The 16127-nt window shown below is 47.9% G+C and carries 10 protein-coding genes, 3 pseudogenes, 1 riboswitch and 1 other annotated feature; of the genes and pseudogenes, 7 read left to right on the top strand and 6 right to left on the bottom strand.

Going from position 1 to position 16127, the window contains the following annotated elements; translation table 11 throughout:
• The 3 genes from DU481_RS14270 to DU481_RS14280 all read right to left on the bottom strand — a co-directional run.
• A partial coding sequence (locus DU481_RS14270; RefSeq protein WP_350135601.1) for a hypothetical protein occupies positions 1-632 on the bottom strand: 632 nt, incomplete at its 3' end.
• A gap of 112 nt (positions 633-744) precedes the next feature.
• Positions 745-831: riboswitch (cyclic di-GMP riboswitch) on the bottom strand.
• 296 nt (positions 832-1127) lie between these two features.
• Entirely contained in the window at positions 1128-1376 is a 249-nt protein-coding gene (locus tag DU481_RS14275; RefSeq protein WP_350135603.1) for a hypothetical protein, read from the bottom strand.
• A gap of 115 nt (positions 1377-1491) precedes the next feature.
• Positions 1492-1695, bottom strand: coding sequence for a hypothetical protein (locus DU481_RS14280; RefSeq protein WP_350135605.1), 204 nt, complete (start codon positions 1693-1695; stop codon positions 1492-1494).
• A gap of 267 nt (positions 1696-1962) precedes the next feature.
• Here DU481_RS14280 and DU481_RS14285 point away from each other — a divergent pair.
• From DU481_RS14285 to DU481_RS14300, 4 genes and pseudogenes are all read left to right on the top strand, one after another.
• A pseudogene (locus tag DU481_RS14285) lies at positions 1963-2193 on the top strand (hypothetical protein); the annotation flags it as partial.
• 69 nt (positions 2194-2262) lie between these two features.
• Positions 2263-2379, top strand: a pseudogene (locus DU481_RS14290) (IS3 family transposase); the annotation flags it as partial.
• A gap of 63 nt (positions 2380-2442) precedes the next feature.
• A pseudogene (locus DU481_RS14295) lies at positions 2443-3617 on the top strand (IS3 family transposase).
• Positions 2736-2851: a sequence feature (AL1L pseudoknot), on the top strand. Its footprint overlaps the pseudogene before it by 116 nt.
• 324 nt (positions 3618-3941) lie before the next feature.
• Positions 3942-5393 (top strand): mannose-1-phosphate guanylyltransferase/mannose-6-phosphate isomerase, encoded by a 1452-nt coding sequence (locus DU481_RS14300; protein ID WP_350135607.1) that lies wholly within the window; start codon positions 3942-3944, stop codon positions 5391-5393.
• 29 nt (positions 5394-5422) lie between these two features.
• Here the strand turns inward: DU481_RS14300 and DU481_RS14305 are convergent, their stop codons facing one another.
• The 3 genes from DU481_RS14305 to DU481_RS14315 form a co-directional block, all read right to left on the bottom strand.
• Positions 5423-7402 carry an aminotransferase class I/II-fold pyridoxal phosphate-dependent enzyme gene (locus DU481_RS14305; protein WP_350135609.1) on the bottom strand — a complete coding sequence of 660 codons (1980 nt, stop codon included), beginning with the start codon at positions 7400-7402 and terminating at the stop codon, positions 5423-5425.
• Positions 7403-7464: 62 nt separating this feature from the next.
• The gene (locus tag DU481_RS14310) at positions 7465-8298 is read right to left on the bottom strand and encodes a peptidylprolyl isomerase (RefSeq protein WP_350135611.1); all 834 of its coding nucleotides are present in this window, start codon (positions 8296-8298) and stop codon (positions 7465-7467) included.
• Between the two features lie 181 nt (positions 8299-8479).
• Positions 8480-9133 carry a DUF6629 family protein gene (locus DU481_RS14315; protein ID WP_350135613.1) on the bottom strand — a complete coding sequence of 218 codons (654 nt, stop codon included), beginning with the start codon at positions 9131-9133 and terminating at the stop codon, positions 8480-8482.
• Between the two features lie 273 nt (positions 9134-9406).
• Between DU481_RS14315 and fdxA the strand changes: the two genes are divergently transcribed.
• Genes fdxA through DU481_RS14330 form a run of 3 tightly spaced genes read left to right on the top strand, consistent with a single transcriptional unit; the run spans position 9407 to position 15974 of the window.
• Positions 9407-9730: a ferredoxin FdxA gene (gene fdxA, locus DU481_RS14320; protein ID WP_090322684.1), complete on the top strand. Its 324-nt coding sequence runs from the start codon at positions 9407-9409 to the stop codon at positions 9728-9730.
• Between the two features lie 27 nt (positions 9731-9757).
• Positions 9758-12523, top strand: a complete 2766-nt coding sequence (locus DU481_RS14325) for a PD-(D/E)XK nuclease family protein (RefSeq protein WP_350135614.1) — start codon at positions 9758-9760, stop codon at positions 12521-12523.
• A complete protein-coding gene (locus DU481_RS14330) occupies positions 12516-15974 on the top strand; it encodes a UvrD-helicase domain-containing protein (protein WP_350135615.1) in 3459 nt (1152 codons plus the stop codon). Before DU481_RS14325 ends, DU481_RS14330 begins: the two co-directional genes overlap by 8 nt.
• Positions 15975-16127 lie beyond the last annotated feature (153 nt).

Below are 16127 nucleotides of genomic sequence, written 5' to 3' on the forward strand. Positions count from 1 at the left end.
CTTGAAAGCTGATATCTTGGGGCGCCTCCGTGTATCGGATTTGAATCGGCATCGAATTTGTATGATAAATACCCATCTGCTTCAATCCTTGGATAAGATTTGCCTATTATTGAGCTATAATTAGGAGTAGAAACACTTGCCCATGCGGGATTGCCTGAACCGGTATTTATTTTTTTCCATTTGTTAGTAGATTTTAAAAGAAAATAAATGGTTGCTCCGTATACTTTAATGCGAACATTTTTAGCCGCATTGGTTGTGCCAGGAAAAATTGTGAACCATGGTACAACTGCGTTCCAAGGTGATGACGATTTAAGATCCGTATTAGTTGGCATCCACGAAGGTGGTGTTGCATCACCTCTCGGCGCAGATCCCATACCTATTGCCGCTCCTACTGCCCATCCCCAAGTAGGCGGTGCATTAAGTAATGTAGCTTCATTTAACTGCATGTCTGATTTAATATCGTCTATTACAGCAGACAATCCTTCCCCACTCATCAGCAGTAAAATTATAGTCATCATACAAAGATACAATTTTGCTTCAAAACTTATATTAGCTTTCTTTATCGCACAAGCTTTGTCGATTCTTGCCAGTGAACTAGCTGTTAGTAGTGCATCGTAATTGAGAGTGTTCATATTTTTCTCCTACTAAGAATTAAAGTACGGAACTGCCTTGGTATGTATCAGCAGTTACTCTGTTAAATAGTCATCACATGACCTGCGTGACTAAAGCGCATAGTTATGGCGTACCTGCAGTCCTGCTATCATCGGAAATGGCTCCTTTAGACCAGTGACTTTGCGTCCCCTGCTTTCGCAGGGTTTGCCTTTTTCTAGTTGCAGTACTTGATAAGCATAAATCGTGCCAAATTTAGAAAGACCTTTGTGCGCTAATAATCCTAACGAGACCTTTGCGCGGTAACATCATCAAAATAAAGGGTTGGGTGATAGCACTGTGTTTTAAAACAACATCATTGAAGCGATAGACAAGAGTTTTTCGGAATACGATGTAACCTACAGTACCCAGAAAGGGAATTTTCTGAAGTAGATTGATCAATTGATAGACTTGCACGCAATCGAGTAAGCCATCGCAGTTCATTATGCGTCGTTATCGGGTGCAGCATGCCGCTCGGCTTATTCCGGCTTGCTGCTGGCAGGAATCTGAAATGGCGGTTTAAGCGATGAATAGGTGAAAGACATGGTGAACTCAGTCTGCATATGATGCGATTTTTGGGGTTGTCGTTGGAAGTCAGTTCCTTTAAATTCCGTGCCGTTATTGGAATAAGCGCAGCCGATCTGATAGATAAGGACATTGGACGATGACAGTGCCGATGAGAAAAGAGGCATGCTGTGCTGGGTTTTATCGGGGAAAATCCCGGCCATACAACTCCCTGAGAAAGTCGTCGATGACCACAATCAGATACTCGCGAGGTTTACCGACAGACTGTCCTTTCAGGAAGGGAGGCTGCTTGGTATCGAAGTGGTCGAGTTCGCCCGGTTAAGACTTTTTATAGTGCTTCGCTTCACGCTTAAGGCGTTCCTGGATCGTTTGCTCGACCTTGGCCAGGGGCTTGAGACCGCGCTGCAGCACCTTGAATCGCTGGTTGGAACTGTCATGCGGAGTAAATTCCTGAAGCCTGGCACGTTTTAGTACGTCGTAAATCGTTGGCTGGCTGGCATGGAAATGTTCCGCCAGCTGCACTATGAATCGCCCGGATTTTTCGGAGATAAAATGATTTGAGAGAAGGAGAAGGAGAAGGAGAAGGAGAAGGAGAAGGAGAAGAATCAAATCAATTATTCACTGGAAGTACGAGAGCGAGCAGTAAGATTGGTATTCGAGAAGCAAAAAGAACATGAATCGCAATGGTCGGTAATCAAGTGTCAAAATGAAACTCAGATCATTTTGCCTGGAAAGGCGCTCAAGAAGGATACCCGGTACCAGAAAGACAAGAAGCGAAAACAGTGCGGGAGGCGTGTCGCGATTGAACCCATTATCGGCCACCTGAAGTCGGATTATCGAATGGCGAGGAACTATCTAAAAGGTGCTATCGGTGATCGCATCAACCTGCTGATGGCTGCTTGCGCCTGGAATCTGAAACAATGGCTGCTGGTTATTTTTTGGCTCTTTTTCCCGTGGCGAAAATTGCAAATTTATCGGATTCCTCGATGGAAATTTAAACTACTAGGATATGCATTTTGATAGACAACTGTTTTCTCGGGTGGCTTTTCCAGAACAACAACTGTTGTCTGCTACTTTTTCAGGGGCGACTACGTAGCTTTTGTCACGGATGTTTTTGCCCAGTATATTGTCGGCTGGAAAGTTAGTCGATCCCTGCATACCGATTTGGTACTCGATATTTTAGAACAGGCATTGTGGGCGAGACGGGAAACCAAGGGATTATCCATCATGGCGAATGAGTCGCCCCGGGTTTTCCGGAGATAAAATGATTTGAAAGGGGGAGAAGATGAAGAATCAATCAATTATTCACCGGAAGTACGGGAACGAGCGGTTAGATTGGTATTTGAACAGCAGAAAGAGCATGAATCGCAATGGTCGGCGATAAAATCGATTGCATCGAGGATTGGCTGCACAGCGGAAACGTTGCGGACATGGGTAAGAAGAGCGGAGGTGGATCATGGAATTCGAGGAGGCATGTCGACATCGGATCGTGAGCGGCTCAAGCAACTGGAACGAGAAAATCGTGAGCTCAAACGAGCTAATGAGATATTACGAAAGGCATCGGCATATTTTGCGAAAGGACGCTCGACCGCCGGTCGAAGTGATGGTGATATTTGTCGATCAACATAGGAAACAGTATGGGGTCGAGCCAATCTGCGAACAAATCCGGATTGCCCCATCGAGCTATTACGAACATAAAGCACGCGAAAGAAACTCTGATCGATTGCCTGAACGCATGAAGCGTGACATGAAATTGGAGCTCGATATACAACGGGTATGGCAAGACAATTTCCAGGTTTATGGCGCACGCAAGGTGTGGCGGCAATTACTGCGAGAAGGCATTGATGTTGCTCGCTTGTACGATTGGACGGCTGCTGAAGAAGCTTGAGATACAGGGCGCCAGGCGCGGCAGGAAGTGTTGGACGACGGTTGCGGACGATTCGCTCTATCGGCCAACCCACAAGGTCAACCGGCAATTTACGGCAACCCGGCCAAATCAATTGTGGGTGGCAGACATTACATTTGTGGCGACATGGACGGGATTTGTTTGTGTGGCTTTTATAACCGATGTTTTTGCCAGATACATTGTCGGCTGGCGGGTCAGCCGGTCATTGCACACCGATTTAGTACTGGATGCATTGGAACAGGCACTGTGGGCGCGGCGGAAAATCGAGGGATTAATTCATCATAGTGACCACGGTTGCCAATATTTATCAATTCGCTATAAGGAACGTCTGGCGGAAGCCAATATCGAAGCTTCGGTTGGCAGCGTTGGAGATTCTTATGACAATGCACTGGCTGAAACGATTAACGGATTATATAAAGCAGAAGTTATTCGGCATCGGGGCCCGTGGCGCACTATCGAGGAAGTGGAATTCGCCACCCTTGAATGGGTGGACTGGTTCAATAATCGCCAATTAAGGGAGTCAGCCAATGAGGTTTGACTCAAGGCAAATAGCCTCCAGAAAAACCGGGGTGATTCAACTAAACGATTTAAGATCAACCCGATCCATTACAAAGTGGAACTAAATACCTAGTTGTTCTGATATGCTGATAGTTTCCGGCGGGATAATCATAGAGGGACGGTATGGAGGTTTTGTCTTTTGCCAGACACTCCATCGTTTTTAGATATTCCGAGCTGGATCAGTCATACAACGGCCAAATGCTTTATAAGCTTTTTTTCAGGTTTTTGCCTGCTAGCTATTATGCAAGGCCTTTTTGACCTTAGATTGCACGGCTTAGGGCAATTTTTCCAATTGAAGAGTTAAATGAACACATTAATACCCATCATCTTATCCGGAGGCTCAGGCACGCGCCTGTGGCCATTGTCGCGAGAAAAATATCCTAAGCAGCTGTTGCCTTTGATCAATGAAGATTCTTTATTGCAGGCTACGATCCGGCGTATGGATGGCTTGAAAGGTGTGCAATTAAGTGCGCCGATGATTGTTTGCAATGAAGAATACCGTTTCGTCATTGCTGAGCAATTGCGAATTATGGATAGAAAAGGAAGTATTTTGCTTGAACCCTTCGGACGCAATACTGCTCCTGCTTTAACGTTAGCCGCGCTTGTAGCACTACGGGAAGGGGATGATTCCATTTTATTGGTCATGCCGTCCGATCATGTAATTATGGATGTGGAATCATTCCAGGCCGCTGTTTTAGCAGGTATGTCACAAGCAATGGATGGTAGGATTGTCACTTTCGGGATAACGCCTGACGCTCCTGAAACCGGGTATGGTTATATCCAATCGGGCGAGTTAATCGAGCAGGGCAAAACTGCTTATCAAATTGCACGTTTTGTCGAGAAACCGGATCTATCAACCGCGCAAACTTATCTGGATGCGGGTAACTATCTCTGGAACAGCGGACTGTTCATGATGCGGGCCTCGATATGGTTGTCCGCCATTGGCAAGTGCCGGCCAGATATTTTAACAGCCTGCCAAGCTGCTTGGGATCAGGGATCAGCGGATGGTGATTTTCTCCGTGTCGATAAGAAAGCTTTTGAGCAATGTCCAAGCGATTCGATCGATTATGCTGTGATGGAGAGAATTGCTCGGCAGGAAAGTGACTTGCCAGGCGGTGTGGTCATTCCGCTGACAGCCGGATGGTCTGACATCGGTGCGTGGAGCTCATTGTGGCAAGTGCTTCCCAAAGATGATGCGGGCAACGTAGCGAAGGGGGACGTATTATTAAATGATTGCAAAAATACGCTGGCCATTTCCGGAAGCCGTTTAGTTACCTGTGTCGGTATCGAAAATGTGATCGTTGTTGAAACTCCGGATGCCGTATTGGTTGTGCATAAAGACAAAACACAAGACGTGAAATTGGTTGTCGATATGCTGAAACAGCAAGGTCGTTCGGAAGGAAAATTGCACCGTAAAGTGTTCCGTCCATGGGGCTGGTATGACGGAATCGATGTCGGTGAACGTTTTCAAGTGAAACGTATTGTGGTTAAACCTGGTGCGGCCTTATCCCTGCAAATGCATCATCATCGCGCCGAACACTGGGTTGTCGTGCGCGGTACGGCTCGGGTCACGCGAAACAAAGATGTATATTTGGTCTCTGAAAATGAGTCGACTTATATTCCACTGGGTACGAGTCATCGCTTAGAAAATCCCGGTTGCGTGCCGCTGGAGATGATTGAAATTCAATCCGGCTCGTATTTGGGGGAAGACGATATCGTCCGGTTTGAAGATATTTATGGCCGGAAAGAGCATTAATCGAGCTTGTTCTTATATGCGTCGGTAAGTTATTTATCCAATTGTTTTAGCGTTTTTTCTTCAGAATTAGTCAATAGTCTCAAGCACGGCAAATAGCCATCGAAGACAATTCCATGCACTTCAATGTGCTTTTGCGAACGTAACATGCTGATCAAATATTGTGTGATAGCCTGAGTAATCACTTGCCCGGGAACCAGCACAGGAATACCGGGCGGGTAAGGCGTGATCTGATCCGCACATATCCGGCCATTAAGACTTGAGTTGACCTTATCTTGTTCATCCAACAGCGGCATCAGTTCACCGCCGCAATAAAATGCGTCACGCGGGAGATACTTCAACTCGGTGAACCGTGGAATCTCTGCCGTTTGATAAAGACGTTGCGGTGCGCGGTTTTCACGGGAAATGCGCATTAAGGCATCGTATAGCCGCGATACTTTGCTGCGGGTGGTACCGATCGTGAGCAACAAAGTGAGTGTATTGAAAGTGGATTTTTCCACCTGGATATTGAAGCGCTCAAATAATTCCCGGATTAATTCTTCCACGGTAAAACCACAGCGTGAAATATCCACTGTTACTTTGGTCGGATCGAGTTGAATGCTATCGTGTTTGATTTCATCCGGTAGCAGATCGGGCAGTTCCAGAACCTGAAATACACCGGTGGAATTGATTTGCGCGCGTATTTCTTGTGCCAGTTCCAATGTGCGTGACAAGAGTTTATATCCCTCCAGCATAGCCTGCTTTCGCGCTACATCGAGACTCGCGATCATGCTGTACTGCGGACTCGTGGAAGTATGCATATTGAAGTTTTCGCGGAACAGATGTTCGTTGAAATCGGGATCATTGACATGAATCATGCTGGATTGTGAGAACGCCGACAGCACCTTGTGCGTGCTTTGGGTGGCATAATCCGCACCGGCTTCCAACGCGGTAGGACGGAAAGCCGGGTGGAATCGGGCAAAGCCATACCAGGCTTCATCAATGATCACCTTAATTCCTTTGGTGTGCGCCACTGCAATAATAGGCGGCAAGTCATAACGTAAGCCATCGTAGGTGCAGTTGGTTAAGATCAGCGCCTGTGCATCGCTGTGTTCTTCAATCGCTTTGAACAGAGTTTGCTTGGATACCGGTCCGTAAATATTGAATTTCTTATTGACGGATGAATCCAGATAAACCGGGTGAGCGCCGGACAGCACCACGCCATGATGCACGGACTTATGGCAATTGCGATCCAGCAACAACTTGTTACCGGGCGCCAGCAACGTTTGGAAAATGACCTTATTGGCCGTCGAAGTACCATTCGTGGCAAAAAATGTCCGGCGCGCGCCAAAAGCTTGGGCAGCAATTTTCTGTGCTTCCGCGATTACGCCGGCCGGTTCCATCAAGGAATCCAGCATCGGTACTGAGACTGATAGATCGGCGCGGAAGATATGCTCGCCGATGAATTCATAAAAATCGCTGACCCACGGACTATCGCGCAAGGAATCACCGGAAGAGTGGCCCGGTGTATGCCAGGCATCCTTGGCCATCAGCACATAATGCTTGAGTTGATCATAGAAAGGTGTGCGCGCTTTTTCTTGCAGCTGAGCATTGAGAATGCGGTACATGCCGCGGTAATCGCGTTCTTCGCGGTAAAAATACCCATCGACCGTTTCGGAAAAAAGTGCGTCGACAACTTCATCCTCTTGTTCTTGCGCGATCAGGATGTATATATTCAACTCAGGACGAAAATGCGTGATTTTCTGCACCAGTTCAAGTGCGGTCATTTGCAGATCGCGTGAGTGTTTTCCTTGATGTTTTAAGGTATAGAGCCGGTCATCGACGACCAACCCCTGAATATCGCCATCTTGTTCAATCGACTGGAGTGCTTCTTGTGCCGTGGTGACGCCGGAGAAAACGATGCCCAGGGGATTTTCCATCGATTTCGCAGCCGCGTTCAGCCCTTTGGTGAATTCTTTCAGAATCAATTTCTCATCGTTGATGAGCAGGATCCGGCTGACTGGTTTTTTCATGAAATGCGGCCTACCGGATTGAGCAGGCTGGATTGGAATGGTGGCGCGGCAACCGGATTTTTTTATTCAAAGCTTAACAAAGTGAATTTGTATAATTCAGCATCCGTCAATTGCATCACAACATTTTTAACCGTAGAAGAAGCGCCGATCATAACCGATGGGATCTGTAACTGGTTAGTGCTGTTTGAGAGCGTTGCGATATTGCTGGGAGTGGCGGACAAAGGCACAACACTAGCCGGATCGAGTTGAAACTCGTAGGAGGGGTTGTCGCTAATCAACCGCAGACTGACGTGATACATCTGACCGGTTCCGATATCAACGGCGAAACTTAAAATACTGTCACTGAATATACCGGTCGGATCCGTTACTTCGACGCGATTGATCTTTACCAGGTTGCTCAGTGCGGCGTGAACACCGTCAAAATCTTTGAGCGGTGCGTTGGTAAGACTCCCCCCCAAGTTTCTTACGGGCAGCTTTGCAATCGCATCGAAAACGGTCATGCCATCGAAAATAACTCGCCCAAATACCGTAAAGCCGCCGTTTTGATTGTCCAAATTGGCGGAATTGTCAGCCAGATTGACGAACCATTGGCTGGTGGCACTGTTGGGATTACCACCCAGTTTTGCCATGGCGACAGTTCCGCGCGTATTGGAAATTTTGAATTCGTTGACGATCGGAGAAAATGTATTAACGGGCACAAGCGAATCTCCGCTGGTGCCATCGACAACCTTGAAACCGCCGCCTTGGATAACAAAGCCGGGAATGCTGCGATGAAAAATTCCGCTTGTGTAGGCATTGCTATCGATGTATTTGAGAAAGTTGGCGGTAGTAATTGGCGTTTGTGTTTCAAAAAGCTCGATGCAAAATTGCCCCATGCTGCTAGTAAAACAAGCCACGGAATTCGCTTGTGCCGTAGGTGATAAGAATAGCAGGCAGATGAACGCAGTTTTATAATAAATTTGAGAAATGCGCATGGTGATAAGAATTATTGGGTTTAAATCTGGATTTTACTGATAGATTGGAATGTGAAGCAATTGTTTTTTATGGAAAAGTCAATGTTCTGTGCATAGAATCATATTAGGATATGGGGATTAGCGGTTTCTTAATGCGATGTACAAAGTAAAAATAAATAAGCGCACTGGCAATTGCTGCAAAGAAACACCAAACCGAGGCAAAAGTTTCAAGGTAAGTGAAATAAGCGACGAAGAACCCAAGGGTAATGATGATGCCGGCAGAATATAAATGTTTATAGCTGGAAAAAATGAACGGTACGCAAGTGGCCAGCAAATATAAAGCAATAACCAGTTGGTGACTACTGACGTGGTGTTTGTAGTGGATGCTGTGACGGATAATTTCCGCGACGATCGGTTCGTTAACCAGGCCGGCGGCAGTATAGACTGCAAGTCCAAGACCCGCTATACCGGTGAAAGCGATAATTTTTTTGCGTATGGGGGCGGTTTCCGCTTGGTAAATGGCGAAAGGCGCGTACAGCGGCCAGATAATGCCGATGAACACGCCATAAATATTACTCAACCAGAATTGTGACTGTGCAGTGTCGTTATGGGATATAGAGAGCCAGAGCAATCCTTCCACCAGTTGCTGAGTAGCGAAAATGAGCGGAATCAGAGCTACTGGGAAATCTTTGGGATAAACGGTTTTCCGGATGGTTGTTATACCGACAACAAAAAGTGTCCCGCTGACAATTAAACTGGCTTCTGCTGAAAAACACATGCTGATGACCGGACTTTTAGATTACTGATTTGGTTTGTTAATGAAGTGTGGCACCTTTTAGCACCTTAACCGAGTTAATCGGATTTAGTCCAGAAATAAATTGCGGCAACCGCTCGATAGCGTTGTTTCGCCAAGAAATGCGAATTTTTTGAATGAATCGATGAAATTAATATAGGTGACGCTAATAGACATAGTTTTCGAGGATGGCGTTGTTTATCAGAATTCTGTTAAAATGCGAAATTCTATAAAAGTGTCAAGCAAGGAAGAGTTGTCATGGCTTATGTAGTAACTGAGAATTGCATTAAATGCAAATATACAGATTGTGTGGATGTATGTCCGGTGGATTGTTTCCGTGAAGGCCCCAATTTTTTAGTTATCGATCCCGACGAATGTATCGATTGCACATTATGTGTCGCGGAATGTCCGGTGGAAGCAATTTATGCGGAAGATGACGTGCCTGATGAACAAGTACATTTCATCGATCTGAATGCAGATTTGTCTAAAAAGTGGCGTCCGATTATCGAGAAAAAAGATCCATTGCCTGACGCGGATGATTGGGCCAGTGTTAAAGATAAGCTGGATCATCTGAAGCGCTAAACAGAAATGGCGGTAATTTGATACCGCATGTCTGATTCCTCGCAATTTCCGCAAGTCCCCCTTTCTGAGGTTTTTAAGCGCATTAATGCTGGTACTACGGTTGTCACACCGAACCGGAGACTTGCATTAGCGCTTAAAGAGAAATTCGATCAACACCAAATCGGCTGCAACAGGGCGGTTTGGTATTCGGTTGATGTCTTGCCTTTGACTGCTTTGATTGAGCGTATTTACCTTGATGCGCTCTATGCCGCTCAATCGTTGAGATTGCCTTTGTTGCTGTCGGCCTCGCAGGAACAGGTACTATGGGAATCGATCATTCGATTCTCAGCAACCGGAAAAGCATTACTGAGGATTGCGCAAACAGCGCAATTGGCTCGGGAGGCGTGGCAACTGGCGCATGCCTGGAAAATCACGGATCATCTGAGTGATGGTTATCCCAATGAAGATGGCAGAGCATTTCTCGATTGGGCCTCGGCGTATCAGGAAATAACGAGGAGTAATTGGCAGACGGATCGCGCGCGCATTACGAATCTGATTGTTGAGCAATATGAATCCTTCGATATAAAAAAAACATCGTTACTCATTTGTTATGGCTTTGATATTTTTACGCCGCAACAAAATGCTTTTTTAAGAAAACTGGCAGCAGCCGGTTGTGAGATAACAGTTGCAGCTTTACCGGCGCAATCCCCGCATTCTTCGGGCGTAATGCGCCGTATAGTATATCCCAGCAGCCGTGACGAGATTCATCAGGCGGCACTATGGGCGCGATCCAAAATAGCCGGGGCGGATCATGCTGTCCGAGTCGGTATCGTAGTACCAGCATTATCCAGTTATCGCAACGTGCTGATGCGTATTTTCGCTACGGTGATGCATCCGGATATCCGCTTTGCTTTGCCAGGTGCTACCCGGCCAGTGGCGCCATTCAATGTGTCTTTGGGGTTGGCGCTAACGTCTTATCCATTGATCGACGCGGCTTTGGTGAGTCTGGCTTTGTTGGATCAATCGCTAGCGTTTCATCGGGTGAGTCACTGGTTGCGATCCCCTTTTCTGGCAGGCGGAAAAGCCGAGATGGAGCAGCGTGCACTGTTGGATGCGCGCATTCGCCGCAATGCCGAGCCGATGATCACGTTGGAACGTCTGTTCGCACTTGCGACACAGGCAGGTGGACAAACGAGCTGTCCGGCTTTACTCCGGTGTTTATCCGCATTGATAGAGTTCCGCCAAACCCAGCTGCCCCAATCCGGAAGCCACTCCACTTTTGCTCGAGTTATCCTGGAAGTTCTAGAAATTGTGGGGTTTCCCGGAGAGCGTAGCCTGGATTCCATTGAGTATCAGACATTCGAGAAATGGCACGCGCTCGTCGCAGATTTTGCCACACTGGATCATGTCGTTGCTAAAACGAGCTATCCTGAAGCGATTGGCCGGTTAAAACGAATCGCGGGTGATACCTTGTTTCAGCCTGAAACACCGGATGTGCCGATCCAAATTCTGGGTGTGCTGGAGGCGGCGGGGATGGAATTTGATCATCTATGGATTATGGGATTGTCGGATGAGCAATGGCCGTTACGTGCTCGTCCCAATCCGTTTCTGCCGCTGGAATTGCAGCGCAGCGCACAATTGCCGCTGGGCTCCGTGCAGGAGTCATTGGCCTATTGCCGGCGATTGACGCAGGGATGGCTATCCGCCGCTCGAGAAGTAATTCTGAGTTATCCCAAATTCAGTAGCGATCGCGACGGACACGAATTAAAACCTAGCCCGTTGATTCAATCGATAACGGAAAATAAACCGGTTTTTCTTGCGATGGAACAGCATCGTGAACGGATTATCCAGTCATGTGAGTTGGAGCGGATCGAAGACGATCAGGCGCCGCCGCTGGACACAGAAGTGGCCGGACAGGGCATCAAAGGCGGTACATCGGTGCTCAAGGATTACGCCGCTTGTCCATTTCGCGCCTGGGCCAGACACCGGTTACGTATTGCAGATCTGGAAGCGCCGCATACCGGACTAAACGCCATGGAACGAGGGGTGCTGGTGCATCAGGTATTGGCGCACCTTTGGCGGCAATTGAAAACGAAGGAAATGCTGGAGGGCATGGCCGATAATGATCTTGATGGCCTGCTGGAGCGCATTGCCAAAGAAGCTGTTACCGTGATGCAGCAAGCAAGACCGATGGCGCTTTCAAAACGTTTTGCGCAGATCGAACAACGGCGCTTGGTGCGTTTGGTACGCGAATGGTTGAACGAAGAAAAAAAACGGGATCATTTCACCGTAATCGCAACCGAGGAAAAACTTTCCATCCAGGTCGGCGATCTGGTCTTGAATGCCCGCCTGGACCGGGTTGACGAATTGACGAGCGGACAACATATCATTATCGATTACAAGACCAGAAAACAGACGGCTCAAAGCATGATTGGCGAACGCCCGGACGAACCGCAACTGCCTTTGTATCTGGTGATGACAAAAGCGCAGCAGGATGCCGTGGGTGTTGCATTTGCCGCGGTGAAGCGAGGTGAAATGGGTTTCGCCGCGATTGTGCGCGATCCCGATCTGTTGCCCGGTGTGAAAGTCTTCTCGCAAGTGAATGGATGCAAGCAATTTGCCACATGGGAAGATCTGGTCGCAGCATGGCGTCAGCATTTGACGAATCTGGCGGCGGGTTTCTGCAGCGGCGATGCCAAAGTGGATCCCAAACAGTATCCGGTCACATGCGAATATTGCGATATGCAATTGTTTTGCCGCATTCATGAACGGATTGGCGAGCGTGCGATTGCACAAGAAAGTGAAAATGGCTGATTCCGTACCTATCCCCGATGCTAATGAACGCCTCCGCGCACTGAATCCCGCACAATCATTTATCGTGCAAGCACCGGCGGGTTCGGGCAAAACCGCGCTGCTGATTCAACGCTATCTCAAGTTGCTGGCTTGTGCCGATGCGCCGGAAGAGATTGTAGCGATTACGTTCACACGGAAAGCGGCGGCGGAAATGCGCGCGCGTGTTTTGGCCGCGCTGGAAACTGGCGATAAACCTGTTGATGGCGGAACCGCGCATGAGCAACTGAATCGTGAATTGTCGGCAGCGGTGCTGCAGCGGAATCGCCAAGCCGGTTGGCATATCGCCGAGAATCCGGAGCGGTTGCGGATACAGACCATTGATTCGCTGTGCGCGGCATTGACACGGCAAATGCCGATATTGTCGGAATTCGGCGCGCAACCCGAGACCATCGAAGATGCTGCGGATTACTATCTGGAAGCGGCGCGCGCTACGCTGGCTTCGGTTGAACAAAACCATACGATTGCGCACGATGTTGAGCGATTGCTCGAACATCTGGACAACGATATGGCGCGGTTTGAAGCATTGCTGGCTGATATGCTGGCGCGGCGCGATCATTGGTTGCGCCATTTGCATGGAAAACCGCGCGAAGAACTGGAATTGTCGCTGACAAATTCCCGTAATCATGCATTGCAATTTGTTTTCCGGCTATTCCCAGAGGCGCTGCACGATGAGTTGCTGGCATTATTGCGCTACGCCGCCACGAATCTTAACGCATCCGGCAAATCGCCGGAAATCGCACTTTGTGATCAATTGGAAGCATTATCAATAGCGGATGCTGAACATTGGCATAGTATTGCTGAGTTATTGCTGACGCAAAAGGGTGATTGGCGCAAAAGAATTTCCGAGAAAGAAGGTTTTCCGTCCGGTAATACCAAAGCTGAGAAAGATGCAGCCAAGGCATGGAAAAACCGTCTGGAGAATTTGATCAATTTACTGTCACCATATGACGCTCTGCGTGAAGTATTGCACGATATACGTCAACTACCGCCGCCGCATTATTCCGATAAGCAGTGGGAAATACTGGGTGCGATCACGCGATTGTTACCCTTTGCCGTGGCGCAACTTAAAGTTATTTTTCAAATCAATGGCAAAGTCGATTTTGCCGAAGTGGCGCAACGCGCATTGCTTGCGCTGGGCGATGCCGAATTGCCCACCGATCTTGCACTGGCATTGGATTACCGCATCAAGCATCTGATGATCGATGAATTTCAGGATATTTCCATCAGTCAGTTTGCATTGATCGAGAAACTTGTTGCTGGCTGGGAAACAGGGGATGGGCGCAGTTTTTTTGCCGTCGGCGACCCGATGCAATCCATTTACCGTTTCCGTGAAGCGGAAGTAGGGCTCTTTTTGCAGGCGCGAAGTGCAGGGATCGGTACGCTGATTTTGCAACCCCTTACACTCAACGCCAATTTCCGCTCACAGCAAGGCATCATGGATTGGGTCAATGCGACTTTTGCCCACATCATGCCGGAATGCGAGGATATTGCGACGGGCGCGGTGGTGTATACGCCTTCCGTTGCAACACATGGCACGCTGGCCGGTGATGCGGTAAATATTTATCCTTTTCTGGAAAAAAATGAAGTAGCAGAAGCCCGGCAGGTTATCGAGATTATCCTGCGCACACGACATGATCATCCGGACGGAACCATTGCAATATTAGTGCGCAATCGTAGCCATTTAACTGAAATAGTCGAGCAAATCAAAGCCGCCGGTCTGCGCTTTCGTGCCATCGATATCGAATTGTTGCGTCACAAGCCTGTGGTGCAGGACTTACTGGCGTTAACCCGTGCTTTAATAAATCCGGCCGATTATGTGGCATGGTTCGCACTGTTACGTGCACCTTGGTGTGGATTGTTGCTTAGGGATATTTCGGCATTGACTGAGAACAATCTCAATGGCATGCACAAAGAAGTCACCCTGTGGGGATTGATTTGCGATGAGAACCGCTGGCAGGGTATTTCGGCCGATGCAAGCGTGCGCTTACGCCGCATCAAGGAAATATTGAGTCCTTGCATGATCAATCGGCGACGTCAGACATTGCGTGTGACAGTCGAAGCAGTTTGGCATGTCTTAGGAGGACCGGGGTACATCAACGCGGCATCAATCGGCAGCGCCGGTGCTGCCAATACTCTGGATGATGCGATGATTTATCTGGATTACCTTGAGAGTCAGGAGGTAGCCGGCGATATTCAGGATCTGGCAAGTTTCGAGAAGGGATTGGTTGCATTGTATGCATCGCCGGATCTGGAGGCTGATGAGTCTTTGCAGATTATGACAATTCATAAAGCCAAGGGGCTTGAGTTTGATACGGTGATCGTGCCTGGTTTGGGGCGAACCTCGCGTAATCATGATAAACAGTTGTTGAGGTGGATCGAACAGCCGCATAGTCAAATCGCAGGAGAAAAGAGCGCGGCGATACCAGATTTATTGCTTGCGCCGATTCAGGAAACGGGCTTAGGCGTTGATCCGATCTATACGTGGGTGGAAAAACTGGATCGGGACAAGGCGCAATTTGAAACCGATCGCTTACTGTATGTGGCTGCCACGCGTGCTAAAAAGTTTTTACACCTGCTCGGTCATGTCAACGGGGCTTCGGATGATCATGGCAATGCGGCGCCATTAAAACCACTGCAAGGCTCATTGTTGCAGCGGTTGTGGCCGATTGTGCAACCGACCTATAGCGCTGCAGCGGCCGATGACGTCATGTCGCTGAATCGTCATTCAGAAAATAGAACAGATAATACGATTAGCGCAGCTGTAGTCAGTCAGAGTATTTTTCGATTGAAGACAGGCTGGGTATTGCCGGATGCGCCGGAGTTGGTTACATGGCAAGAATCTCGCGATAAAAAACAAATTCAGGAAGAAATAGAATTTTCTTGGGCTAGCGAAATGGCCAGGCATGTGGGTAATGTGGTGCATCGTTGGTTACAGAAAATTGCCGAAGATGAAATGAATAACTGGAATGCGGCGCGTATTCAGGGAATGCGAGAACAATTCACATGGAATTTAATTGCGGGCGGGATAAGCGGAGATGATCAGACAATGGTTTACGCGGTTGAGCGGATTATCCTGGCCTTAACGAATGCAATTCAAGATGAGCGTGGACAATGGATTTTGGGGTCTCAGCCATTCGCACAGAATGAATTGAGAATCAGCGGTATCGTCAACGATAAAGTGATGAGCTGGATAATTGATAGAACATTCTGTGATGTCAACGGCATTCGCTGGATTATAGATTACAAAACAAGCAGTCATGAAGGCTCGGCATTGGCGGATTTCCTTGACCGCGAACAAATGCGCTACCAGCATCAGCTCAATCAATATGCCAAACTCATACATCAAATCGATTCACGTCCCATAAAATTGGGAATATATTTTCCTATCATATGCGGTTGGCGTGAGTGGTGAAAATTGACAATAATTTGGCATGACCTCGGTCGAAAGCTAAGAAATTTTTCTAAAATCTTTAGTGAGTGGGTCACTTTTAATTAATCCTTGTAGATAAAGGGGAAATGAGAGGAGTGGAAGATTAAATCCCTTGAGGAAGAGAGGAGATTTTAT

Source organism: Nitrosomonas sp. (genome assembly GCF_040240425.1).
GTDB lineage: Bacteria > Pseudomonadota > Gammaproteobacteria > Burkholderiales > Nitrosomonadaceae > Nitrosomonas.

Bases quoted from the DNA above. Each gene is read 5' to 3' on its own strand.
- DU481_RS14275 (WP_350135603.1), bottom strand. From the start codon at position 1,376: ATGGCCGGGATTTTCCCCGATAAAACCCAGCACAGCATGCCTCTTTTC.
- DU481_RS14300 (WP_350135607.1), top strand. From the start codon at position 3,942: ATGAACACATTAATACCCATCATCTTATCCGGAGGCTCAGGCACGCGC.
- DU481_RS14305 (WP_350135609.1), bottom strand. From the start codon at position 7,402: ATGAAAAAACCAGTCAGCCGGATCCTGCTCATCAACGATGAGAAATTG.
- DU481_RS14315 (WP_350135613.1), bottom strand. From the start codon at position 9,133: ATGTGTTTTTCAGCAGAAGCCAGTTTAATTGTCAGCGGGACACTTTTT.
- fdxA (WP_090322684.1), top strand. From the start codon at position 9,407: ATGGCTTATGTAGTAACTGAGAATTGCATTAAATGCAAATATACAGAT.
- DU481_RS14325 (WP_350135614.1), top strand. From the start codon at position 9,758: ATGTCTGATTCCTCGCAATTTCCGCAAGTCCCCCTTTCTGAGGTTTTT.
- DU481_RS14330 (WP_350135615.1), top strand. From the start codon at position 12,516: ATGGCTGATTCCGTACCTATCCCCGATGCTAATGAACGCCTCCGCGCA.